The 11893-nt window shown below is 67.7% G+C and carries 7 protein-coding genes; 5 read left to right on the plus strand and 2 right to left on the minus strand.

Annotation, left to right across the window (positions count from 1 at the left end; all coding sequences use genetic code 11):
* Together BZF57_RS19805 and BZF57_RS19810 are read left to right on the plus strand one after the other, a co-directional pair.
* Positions 1 to 723: methyl-accepting chemotaxis protein (locus BZF57_RS19805; protein ID WP_240506061.1), on the plus strand; the 723-nt coding region annotated here is incomplete at its 5' end.
* A 119-nt stretch (positions 724 to 842) separates the two neighbouring features.
* The gene (locus tag BZF57_RS19810; protein WP_086741027.1) at positions 843 to 2129 is read left to right on the plus strand and encodes an HD-GYP domain-containing protein; all 1287 of its coding nucleotides are present in this window, start codon (positions 843 to 845) and stop codon (positions 2127 to 2129) included.
* A 76-nt stretch (positions 2130 to 2205) separates the two neighbouring features.
* Here the strand turns inward: BZF57_RS19810 and BZF57_RS19815 are convergent, their stop codons facing one another.
* Together BZF57_RS19815 and BZF57_RS19820 are read right to left on the minus strand one after the other, a co-directional pair.
* Positions 2206 to 4731, minus strand: coding sequence for a TonB-dependent receptor domain-containing protein (locus BZF57_RS19815; RefSeq protein ID WP_086741029.1), 2526 nt, complete (start codon positions 4729 to 4731; stop codon positions 2206 to 2208).
* 154 nt (positions 4732 to 4885) lie between these two features.
* On the minus strand, positions 4886 to 5968 hold the full coding sequence (locus BZF57_RS19820; protein ID WP_143738599.1) for a DUF2332 domain-containing protein: 1083 nt from the start codon (positions 5966 to 5968) through the stop codon (positions 4886 to 4888).
* A 241-nt stretch (positions 5969 to 6209) separates the two neighbouring features.
* On the opposite strand from BZF57_RS19820, the gene BZF57_RS19825 reads away from it, so the two are divergent.
* The 3 genes from BZF57_RS19825 to BZF57_RS19835 form a co-directional block, all read left to right on the plus strand.
* Positions 6210 to 8720 (plus strand): TonB-dependent receptor domain-containing protein, encoded by a 2511-nt coding sequence (locus BZF57_RS19825; RefSeq protein ID WP_086741034.1) that lies wholly within the window; start codon positions 6210 to 6212, stop codon positions 8718 to 8720.
* Positions 8721 to 8761: 41 nt separating this feature from the next.
* Positions 8762 to 10519 carry a methyl-accepting chemotaxis protein gene (locus BZF57_RS19830; protein ID WP_086741036.1) on the plus strand — a complete coding sequence of 586 codons (1758 nt, stop codon included), beginning with the start codon at positions 8762 to 8764 and terminating at the stop codon, positions 10517 to 10519.
* Between the two features lie 97 nt (positions 10520 to 10616).
* The coding region (locus tag BZF57_RS19835; protein ID WP_086741038.1) for a methyl-accepting chemotaxis protein at positions 10617 to 11893 on the plus strand (1277 nt) is incomplete at its 3' end.

Below are 11893 nucleotides of genomic sequence, written 5' to 3' on the forward strand. Positions count from 1 at the left end.
GCCACCGAAGGCGGGGCGGTGGTCGGCAAGGCGGTCGCGGCGATGGGCGCGATCGAGCAGTCGGCCAAGGAGATCACCCAGATCATCGACGTGATCGACGGGATCGCTTTCCAGACGAACCTTCTGGCGCTCAACGCAGGCGTCGAAGCGGCGCGTGCGGGCGAGGCGGGCAAGGGCTTCGCGGTGGTCGCCAACGAGGTGCGCGCCCTCGCCCAGCGTTCGGCCGAGGCGGCGCGCGACATCAAGGCGCTGATCGACAAGTCGACCGCCCATGTGGGCGACGGGGTGAGCCTGGTCGGCGAGACCGGCACCTTGCTCGCCGAGATCGTCGCGCAGGTCGGCTCGGTCACGGCGCAGGTGAACGAGATCGCCGAGACCGCGGCCGCGCAGGCGTCGAACCTCGAACAGGTCAATGTCGCGGTCGGCAGCATCGACCGCATGACCCAGCAGAACGCCGCGATGGTCGAGCAGGCGACCGCCGCCACCCGCAGCCTCTCGAGCGAGGCCCAGCGCCTCGGCGAGCTCGTCGCGCAGTTCCGGGTGAGCAATGCCGGGCAGGCGCTTGCAGCCTATGCGCCGCCACCCCCTGCGCCCCCTCCCTCCGCAACCAAGCCACGCAAGGTGGCCCCGCCGCCAGTGGTGACCGGCAATCTCGCCCGCAAAGCAGCGCCCGCACCTGTCGCGGCCCCGCAGTTCGACGAGGACGACTGGAGTGAATTCTGAAGGCGCACGCGGGCAGCGGATCACGGCCCACTAGGTGATTCCCCGAGGGCCACCCCAGCCAATTGCAAAGGTCACATCGCTACAGATTCGAGGCCAAATCCGGGAGCAGGGCAACACCGATGCTGAAGCAGATCGCAGTCTCCGAGCTCGAAGTGGGCATGTTCGTCCACAAGTTCGAAGGCAGTTGGTTCGAACATCCCTTCTGGAAGGGCAAGTTCCTGATCGAGGACGCCGAAAGGCTCGCCGCGATCCGGGAAAGCCGCGTGCGCACCGTGGTGATCGACACCGAGAAGAGCCGCGTTCTGGCGACCGCCGGGCACGATGCGCCCGCGCGGCCCTCTGCGGCCAGCGCGCACGCCCCTGCCCCCGCCGCCAACTCCCGCATCAACTCGATCAGGCAGCGCACCGCCGTGCAGGTCACCTCGAGCCAGCCGGTTTCGATGGAGCAGGAACTGACCGCCGCAGCCGCAATCGCCGAACAGGCGCGCGACAAGCTCAACAAGACGATCATGGCCGCCAGCCTCGGCAAGGCGCTCGACGTGCGCAAGGTCGAACCCGTGGTGAGCGACATCCTCGCATCGGTGCGTCGCAATCCCCAGGCCTTCAGCGGGCTGATGCGCTGCAAGCTCAGGAACGAGAAGATCTTCCGTCACGCTCTGTCGGTCAGCGGACTGATGGTCGCGCTGGCCGACAGAATGAGGTTGAGCCCGCCCGAGATCCACAATTGCGGGCTGGCCGGGCTGCTGCTCGACATCGGCGTCACTTACCTGCCGCAGGTGCAGACCATGCAGGATCCCGATTTCCGCCACATCCCCCGGCATGTCTGGCAAAGCCACGTCATGCTCGGCTACCGCGCGCTCAAGAACGACGGTGATCTGCCACAGGCGGTGCTCGACGCATGCCTGCTCCACCACGAGCGGCTTGACGGCAGCGGCTTCCCGCAGGGTCGCTCCGGCGACGACATCCCCATCATCGCCCGGATGGCGGCGATCTGCGACAGCTTCGAGCAGCGCCTCGGCGGCTACAGCGGTCGTGCGCCGATGGATCCGGCCCAGGCGGTCGCCGAACTGCGTCAACGCGGGGCGGCGTTCGACGAGGAAATCCTGCGGGTCTTCGTCGAGACCGTGGGACTCTATCCCGTCGGCTCCTTCGTGGTGCTTGCCAGCCGCAAGCTGGCGATGGTGATCGACGAGGACCGCAAGGACCCGCTGCGCCCGGTGGTGCAGGCGTTCTACTCGCTCGACAGCGGGGAGCGCATCCTGCCGCACCGCATCGCGCTGGCGCAGGGGAACGACAACGAGAAGATCCTCGGCATAGCCGACCTTTCGGGTCTCGGCCTGCCCGAGGATTCGCAGCTGCGCGAGCTGGTGTTCCTCAGCGCCTTCCGCAACGAAGCGCGCCACTGATCCCGCCATAACGGTCAAAGCAAAGGGGGCCGGCGATCGCTCGCCGGCCCCCTTGTCTTGTGCGCCTGCCGCCGCCTCAGAAGCCGAGGCGGAGCGAGGCCTGCACCGTCCGGCCGGTCGCGGCACGGGCAAAGCCGATGCCGTTTGCCGGCACGCTCGCCTGATTCACCTCGAAGATGCCGAGCGTGTTGAACAGGTTCTGCGCGCTGATCGTGAGTTGCAGGTTATCGGCCGCCTGGAACTCGGCGAAGGCACCCACGGTGGTGAAGCCGGGCATGCGCAGCTGGTTCGAATCCTGCGCATAGGAGCCGGTGATCGTGACGATATTCGCGCCCGCGGCAAACTTGCCGAAATCGACCTGCGGCACCGCGACCAGCACCCAGTCGGGCTGGTGGCGCGGTTCCTTGCCGGTGAGGGCGGGATTGAGCCGGTCCTCGGTGATCTTGGCCTTGGTGTAGGTTGCAGCGACCATCAGATTGAACACACCGCGCTGGAACGTGCCTTCCAGCTCGACGCCATCAGCCTTGTAGGTACGGTTGGTCGCTGTCGCCGCGCCGTTGAGGACGTTCTGGTCCTCGGCTTCGACATGGAAGGCGGTGGCGTTGACGGTGATGCCGTTCTTGCGGAACTTGAAGCCGCCTTCGTACTGGATCACGTCGTCCTGCTGGTCGCCGCTCGGCACATTGCCGGTGAGGGGATCGACCGTGGCGGTGAACAGCACCTTGTCGGCGGCCGCGCGTGCGCCCTTGCTGTAGCGCGCGAAGACCGAGAAAGGCTCGGCCACGCGGTAATTCACCCCGACCGAATAGTTGAGGTAGCCATAGTCGTAATCGACCGGTGCGGGGCGATCGAGCGGCAGGATCGCGGTGCGCGCCTCGGCCTGGTTGATCACCCCGTCGCGGTTGAAATCGAAGCTGGTGAGACCGACGCGCCCGCCCCCCAGATCCGCGCCGAACAGCTGCCCGCGCACGCGCCCGCTGTCATACCGCAGCGAGCCGCCGATCGCGAGCTTGCCGACATGGAAGTTGACCGAACCGTAGGGCGCGAGCACGCGGTAATCGACATCGAAGATGCGCCGGAACAAGCTCGTCTCGCGCCCGAAGGCGAAATAGCCGTTGAGGGTCTGCGGCTGGCCCGCGCTGTTGACGATGTCGACCATCGCCGTCTCGCCGCCGCCATTGGCATCGACGATCATCGCCGTGTGGAGCCAGGTCGTGTCGAGTTCCTGCGTGGCGTAGTAGAGCCCCGCCGTGGTGGTCAGCTTGCCGGAGCCACCGAACGCAGACACGTCCCACACGCGGCTGGCGCGCAGGTCATTGGTGAAATTGTCGAGCGATTTGGCACGCACGAAGCTGACGAAATAGAGCGACAGCAGCCCGTTGCCGTTGATCGCGCTGCCGCCCGGGATCGGCTGGCCCGCCAGCGGCCCACTGGCATAGACCGCGCTCGACCCGGCCCCGCCGATGGAATTGGCGAAGGCGGTCACGGTGTTCTGGCGGTTGGGGAACATGCGGCTGAAATCGCCGCCATTGACAGCGTAGCGCGCCTTTTCGGTGATGGTCCACCCGGCGATGTCGAACTGAGCTTCGAACCCGATCGACTTCGACTTGGCGCTCTGCCCGGTGCTGATCGGCAGCGCGACCGGCTGGTTGTTGCGATCGAGCGTGATGACCGGGCCGAGGAAGCCCGACAGGGTCGAATCCCGCCGCAGGTCGAAGCCCGGGAAGCTCTTGTAGACCGGCGCGTCATTGGTGCCGGTGATGTTGACGGCATAGGGCGCGAAGGTCGGCGAACGGTCGTCGAGCAGCTTGAAATAGGCGCGCACATAGCCGCCATCGAAGGTGCGGGTGATATTGGCCTTGATCTGCCCGCCGCGCACGCCGGTGAAGCCGATGTCGCGCACGCCTTCGCCCTGGCGGTAGAAGCCGCCGACATACATGCGGGTGTTCTCGCCCAGCTTGGCGCCGTAATCGAAATCGATCCGCTTCTCGTCGAAGTCGAGCCCGGTCGAGAACTGTGCGCGCCCGCCCACCTGTTCGCCGGTGCGCGAGATCAGGTTGACGATCCCGCCGGGCGAATTGGACGCGAAGGTCGAGGCCGATCCGCCGCGGATCGTCTCGATCGCGTTCACGGTGAAATCGTTGCGCAGATAGACATCGGTCGCGACGTTGAAGAGGTCGCCGAATTCGAGCACCGGAAGGCCGTCTTCCTGGAACTGCATATATTTGGAGCCCCCGGCAGCGAGCGGCAGCCCGCGCACGGTGTAGTTGTTGTTGCCCTCGCCGATGCCGGTGGCGACGCGCAGTCCCGCCATCGTGCGCAGCACATCGCCCAGCGGGCGCGGGCCGAAGCGCTGGATGTCCTCGCCCTTCAAAGCGCTGGTCGAAGTGGCGCTGTCGAGCCGGTCGCGGCCCTTGGCCATGCCAGTCGAGAAGATCTCGGCCGCAGGCTTGGCAGGAGTGGCGGTATCGGCTTGCGGGCCGGCTTCCTCGGCCCCGGCTTCGGCTGCGGCCGAGGTTCCGGCGGCGGCGTCTTCCGCCAGTGCGGGCGCGGCGAGCGCTCCGGTAGCGACGAACACAAGCAGGCTGGTTTTCAGTTGCATGGCATGCTCCCCCCGTTGTGCCGGTGCCACCTGCGGCCCGGCTTCATCGAGTGCAGCCTGCCCGATAAGCCTCGGGGTCTTGGCAGGGGCGAAATGCGGCCCTGCGGGAAAGACGCTAGGGAAAAGCCGCGAGGTGCCGGGTAAGGCCGGATTTTCAGGCGAGCCCGCGCCAGTCGATCCATTCGCCATAGGGATGGCACAGCGCGGCGAGGCGGCTTTCACCCCGGTGCCCCGCCCCGTCCCACTGGGCGATGCGCAGTTCGACCGCGCCGCGATCGGCGCGCCATTCGATGCTCACCCGCGCAAGCGGACGGTCAGGCTCGGCGCGCGCTCCGGCCAGCGCGAAGGCGAGATCGATCGCCTCGCGCTCGGCGGGGCTGGCATATTGCAGCACCATCGAATGGAACACCACGCGGCGGGTGCCTGCGGGCTGTGGCTCGGCAAAGCGCTGGAGCAGCCATGCGCTGGCAAGGCCGGTGTCGACCCGGGGCGGGTGCGCAAGGGCGATCCCGATGGCCGCGTCGAGCCGCGCCGCGCGGGCGCTCTCGCCCGGCCAGACATAGGCCTGAAGGCTGCGGCGGTCCTCTTCGTCCGACACGTCGAGCGGATGGAGATCGACGCCGCGGGCGCTTGTGATTGCCAGCGGCCCGGCGGGGACATCGCGGCCCCGCCATTCGGGGGCGAGCATCACCGCGCTTGCGGCGGCGCAGGCGGTCACATCGCCCAGCCGAACGCCGTAATGCGCGAGGTTGAGATTGAGCCCCGCGCTCGCGCCCAGTTCCAGCACCTCGCAGGGCAGCGCATCCTTGCGTCCCAGTTCGAGCAGCGCGGCGACCAGTCCGGCGACGCGCGCGACCTCGTTGGTCTGGGTCGGGTGCGACAGCCAGCCGAGCAGCGCCTCGGCACGCTGAGCCAGCACCCGTTCGAGCGCGGCGTCGAGTGCGGCCGGCGGCGGCATCGCGCTCTCGCCGTAAAGCGCTGCGAGCACCCCGCTCTCGCCTGCCATCGCCAGAGCATGAAGCCCGGCGTTGAGGCGGAAGATCACGCCGTCCGAGGCAAGGTCGCAGGGCCATTCCTCGATCGCCGCGAACACCGCCCCGGCCTGTGGCAAGACGCGGGCGAGCGCCTCCATCAGCGCGGCCGCGCGCGGCTTGCCGAAGCCATGTGCCTTGGCGGCCTCGATCTGCAGCTGGCGCACGGCACGGCTGTGCTGCGGCACGCGGCTGCGGGCGGGCACGGCCAGGTCACGGGAATTGAAAAGCAGAGACAAACGCGCCGTCCGGGATCGCTGAAAGGGTGACCACGCCTAGGGCGCGAGGGACAATTTTCCGCGCCGCCCGCCTAGGGGAAAGCGCGCAGGCCGGCCCTTCCGCCGCACCCCGTAGCATTACCGAACTGCGCCGAATGGAGGGCTTAAACGGCCGGGCCCTATCGCCAGCCTCCACCGATTTGCCATTCGATACCGGAGTTTACCAAGCATGCGTCTGCGCACTGCCACCCTTGCCGCGCTATTTACCACCACCGCTGCCGTTCCGGCCTATGCGGGCGAGACCGCCTCTACGGACAGCAGCACAGACGCTGCCGAAAGCGCTGCGGAGACCCCCGCGCCGGCCCCCGCCGCCAAGGCCTTCACCACCGGCGTCGCCAAGGGCCGCGACCTGCTCGATTCCGCGATTTCCGCGAGCATCCTCGACGATCACGACCTGCGGCAGCTATCGGTGAGCTCGATTGCCGGGATCATGCAGAACATCCCGGGCATCCGCTCCGAAACCTCCGACATCGACGGCTATTCCGCGATCACCATCCGCGGGCTGCCGCTGGCGGCGGAGGGCTCGAAGTTCCTCCAGCTCCAGGAAGACGGCCTGCCGGTGCTCGAATTCGGCGACATCCAGTTCGCCGGGATCGACCAGTTCCTGCGCGCCGACCTGTCGCTGTCGCAGGTGCAGGCGATCCGCGGCGGCTCGGCCTCGACCTTCGCCTCGAATTCGCCGGGGGGACTGATCAACTTCATCTCGCACACCGGCGAGACCAGGGGCGGCGCGCTGCAGGTGTCGAGCGGCGTGGGCCATGACCTCAAGCGCATCGACTTTGCCTATGGCTCGCCGCTGGGCGATGGCTGGCGCTTCCATGTCGGCGGCTTCTACCGCAGCGGCGAAGGCCCGCGCGCGATCGGCTACACCGGCTTTTCGGGCGGCCAGATCAAGGCCAACATCACCAAGACCTTCGAGGGCGGCTATGTCCGCCTCTACGCCAAGTATCTCGACGACAGGCAGCCCAATTACGGCACCGTGCCGGTCACCATCGGCGGCACCAATGCCGATCCGCGCATCGGCTTCCTGCCGGGCTACGACATCCGCGAGGAGGGCTATTCCTCGCCGCTGACAGCGACCTATGCCGAGACCGACCGCAACAACAACCGCACCATCCTCGACACGCGCGACGGGCTTGCCGCGCAGGTCAAGGCGGTGGGTCTGGAAGCGCAGTTCGAGGTGGCCGGGTGGACCGTCACCAACCGCTTCCGCTTCTCCGACACCAGCGGCGCATACAACGATAACGCGCCCTTCGTGACCGCGCCTGCGCCCTTCTTCGCGCAGTTCGGCGGGCCGGGCGCGCGCCTGTCCTACGCGGCCGGCCCCCAGAGCGGTCAGGCAATCACCGATGCGCGGCTGCTCGCGCTGTCGGTGCGGATCTATGCCGATCTCGAAAGCCTCGACTATGCCGTCAACGATCTGCGCGCGAGCCGCGTGTGGGAAGTGGGCGAAGGCAAGCTGACCGCCACCGCGGGCCTCTACAATTCGCGCCAGGACATCCGGATGTTCTGGAACTTCACCAGCACCCTCCAGGACCTTGCGGGCGGCGGGATCAACGCGCCGGTCAACATCACCACCGCCGGCGGCGTGCCGGTGACCGACGCGGGCACGCTGGCCTACGGCTTTGCGGTCGGCCTGCCTTTCAGCATCTACCACAACCGCTACGACGTCGGTTACGACGTGCTAGCCCCCTATGGCTCGGTCAATTACCAGATCGGCAAGCTGGCGATCGGCGCGAGCGTCCGGTGGGACAAGGGCAACGTCCAGGGCCAGGTCTTCTCGCCCGGCTTCGGCGATGGCCGCGCGCCCTTCGTAGCCTTCGACGTGAATGGCGACGGACAGGTCTCGCTCGCCGAGCGCCGCGTGCCGGTGCTGCCGCTCTCGCGACCGGCGGCGGTCGATTACGACTACGACTACCTCTCCTACTCGGCCGGCGTGAACTACCGCTTTGCCGACAGCCTTTCGGCCTTCGCCCGCTACAGCCGCGGCGGCCGCGCGACGGCGGAGAACGCGATCGGCACCGAGACGCTCGACCCCGTATCGGGCCGCCCGGCCAACCCCGAAATCCTCGTCTCGGTGGTCAAGCAGGCCGAAGCGGGCGTGAAGTACCGCAAGGACGGGCTGAGCCTGTTCCTCACCGGCTTCTGGGCCTCGACCGACGAGCGCAATGCGCAGATCACCGCCGATTCCAGCGGGCAGGCCTTCGTCCAGCAGATCAAGCGCACCTACAGCGCCAAGGGCGTCGAATTCGAGGGCGAGTACCGGCACGGGCCCTTCACCCTGGTGGCGGGCGCGACCTTCACCAAGGCCAAGATCGACAAGGACGTGCTCGACCCCGCCTTCAGCGGCCGCACCCCGCGCCACATCCCCGATTTCGCCTTCTTCCTGCGCCCCTCGGCCGAGTTCGGCAAGGTGACCTTCGGCGCGGCCGTCAACGGCACCACCGAGAGCTTCTCGCAGGACACCAACCAGCTGGTGCAACCCGGCTATGTGCTGGTCAGCCCCTTCGTCCAGTACCGCCCGGCCGAGGGCTTCACCCTCGCGGTCAACGCCTTCAACGTGTTCGACAAGCTCGCGATCGTCTCGCTCCAGGCGCCGACCATTCCCGCCTCGGGCATCACCAATGCGCAGGTGATGAACGGGCGCACCGTCACCGCCTCGCTGCGCTACGCCTTCTGACCGCCTGACCACAACACACCGGACGAGAGGACACCCGCGCCATGCTTGATCGCATGAACATCCCCCGCCGCCTCGGCTTTGCCTTCGTGGTGCTCAATGTCGTGGCTGCGGCCGTGATGATTGCCTGCGGGGTGAGCCTTGCGATGATCTCCTCGGTCACCGCGAAGAACACCGCCAGCCAGGAAATCCTCGCAGACGTGCTGGCGCTGGAAACCGCGCTGCTGCGCCAGAACAGCCAGCTGCGCGGGTTCCTCGTCACCGCCGACCAGAGCTACCTCAAGTCCTACTACGAAGGCCGCGACGATTACGACAAGGCCTCGGCGGAGCTCGAAGCCGCGCTCGCCGGATCGCCGCTGCAGGAAAAGGTCCGCATCAGCCGCGAGGAAACGCTCAAGTGGCGGCGCAACTGGGGCGACAAATATGTCGCCGTGGTCAAGGCCGGCCAGCGCGATGCGGCGCAGGACGCGATCCGTGCGGCGGGCAAGAAGGTGCTCGTCAGCGACGCGGTCAACCCCTTGCGCGACATCCGCGATGCGCAGCACGCGGCGATCAGCGAACAGAGCGAGCGCCAGTCCACCGTCATCACCATGGCGTGGATTGCGCTCGGACTGGGCGGTGCGATCCTGATCGGCCTTGCCCTGGTGCTGGCCCGCGGCCTCGCCCGCTCCATCGCCCGGCCGATCGTCGACCTCACCCGTGCGGTCACCGATCTGTCGCGCGGCTCCCACGATATCGACATTCCCGGCACCGGGCGCAGCGACGAGCTGGGCGCGATGGCGCAAGCGATGCTGGTGTTCCGCGATGCCGCAGTCGAGCGCCAGCGCGCCGTGGCGGAACGCGAGCAGGCCGTGGCCCGCATCGGCCAGCACCTTGCCGCCGTCGCCCAGTCCGATCTGACGGTGCGCCTCACCGGCATGCCGCCTGCCTTCCAGTCGCTCGCCGACGATTTCAACATCGCGATGGAGCGGCTGGCGGGCGCGATGGGCGCGGTAAACGAGAGCATCGGCGCGATCAACCTGACCTCGTCCGAGATCGAGCATGCGATGACCGATCTGGCCAGCCGCAGCGAGGATCAGGCCGCGCGCCTGCAAATGTCCTCGACCACGATGGCGAGCCTCACCGCCAACATCGAAGCCAATGCCAGCCTTGCGGTCGGCGTCAGCGGATCGATGCGCAACGCGCGCGAGGAAGCCGAGACCGGCGGCGAGGTCGTGGGCCGCGCGATCCAGGCGATGGGCCAGATCGAGACCGCCTCCAGCGAAATCTCCGAGATCACCGCGATGATCGACAACATCGCCTTCCAGACCAACCTGCTCGCACTCAACGCCGGGGTCGAAGCCGCGCGTGCGGGCGAGGCGGGCAAGGGCTTTTCGGTGGTCGCCTCCGAAGTGCGCGCGCTGTCGATGCGGGCGACCGAGGCGGCAAGCGAGATCAAGGCGCGCGTGGAGGCCGTGGGCGTCCATGTCCAGACCGGGGTGTCGCTGGTCAACGAGACCGGATCGGCGCTCGAGGCGATCATCGCCCGCGTCGGCGAGGTGACCGAGGCCGTCACCCGCATCGCCGATGCGGTCAGCGAGCAGAGCGTCGCGCTGCGCAATGTCAGCGAGACCATCGGCGCGATGGACAAGATGACCCAGCAGAACGCGGCGATGGTCGAGGAAACCAACGCGGCCACGAAGAACCTCAATCACGAGGCGCGCCAGCTGGCGAGCACCTTCGCCGGTTTCCGTATCAGCGAGGGACAACCCCAAACCGCCGCCCGCAAAAACGGCCGCGGCAGGACGGCGCTTGCCGCCTGAGCCGTGCCACTAAGGGATTGCTCCTAGGGCTCGCGCAAAGAGCTCTTCAGGGGCGAGGCATACCAGTGTGAACTGGTCGCCTACCAAGGACGAAGACATGATCACCTGGTTCAAGAAACACGCACCCATCCGCCGCAAGATGACCGTTCTGATTGCAGGTAACGGCGTGCTCGGCATGATCGACGTGATGGCCGCCTGGCTGTCGATGCAGGGCATCATCAGCCAGATCACCGCACTCGCCGTCGCCTTTGCCACCATGTTGCTGCTGACGGTCAAGATGCTGGCGGCGAAGGAATGGATTTCGGGCGCCTATGTCGACACCGTGGTGCGCATGGAAGGCCTTGCGGCGGGCGACATCACCTCGCCGATCCAGCACACCGACTACACCGATTGCGTGGGCCGCATGACCAAGGCGATGGAAACCTTCCGCGCCAATGCCGTGCGGGTAAAGGAGGCCGAGGCCGACCAGTCGGGCAAGGTGGTCGAGACCCTGTCGGCCGCGCTCGACCGGCTGGCCGATGGCGATCTCACCTATCGCATCAGTGGCATGCCCGCCGGCGAGCATGAACGCCTCCAGGAAGCCTTCAACGCCTCGGTCGCCAAGCTCGAAACGATGATCGGCGCGGTCCACGCGACGGTGGGCGGCGTGCGCACCGGCTCGGACGAGATCCGCGCGGCATCCGAAGACCTCGCGCTGCGCAACGAGCAGCAGGCCGCGAGCCTTGAAGAGACCGCCGCATCGGTCGGCACCACGGTCGGCCTCACCCGCCAGTCGGCCGAGAATGCCGCCAGTGCCAAGCACGCCATCGCCCAGACCCACGCTCGCGCCACCGAAGGCGGGGCGGTGGTCGGCAAGGCGGTCGCGGCGATGGGCGCGATCGAGCAGTCGGCCAAGGAGATCACCCAGATCATCGACGTGATCGACGGGATCGCTTTCCAGACGAACCTTCTGGCGCTCAACGCAGGCGTCGAAGCGGCGCGTGCGGGCGAGGCGGGCAAGGGCTTCGCGGTGGTCGCCAACGAGGTGCGCGCCCTCGCCCAGCGTTCGGCCGAGGCGGCGCGCGACATCAAGGCGCTGATCGACAAGTCGACCGCCCATGTGGGCGACGGGGTGAGCCTGGTCGGCGAGACCGGCACCTTGCTCGCCGAGATCGTCGCGCAGGTCGGCTCGGTCACGGCGCAGGTGAACGAGATCGCCGAGACCGCGGCCGCGCAGGCGTCGAACCTCGAACAGGTCAATGTCGCGGTCGGCAGCATCGACCGCATGACCCAGCAGAACGCCGCGATGGTCGAGCAGGCGACCGCCGCCACCCGCAGCCTCTCGAGCGAGGCCCAGCGCCTCGGCGAGCTCGTCGCGCAGTTCCGGGTGAGCAA

The organism is Erythrobacter colymbi, assembly GCF_002155685.1.
Taxonomy (GTDB): Bacteria; Pseudomonadota; Alphaproteobacteria; order Sphingomonadales; family Sphingomonadaceae; genus Erythrobacter; species Erythrobacter colymbi.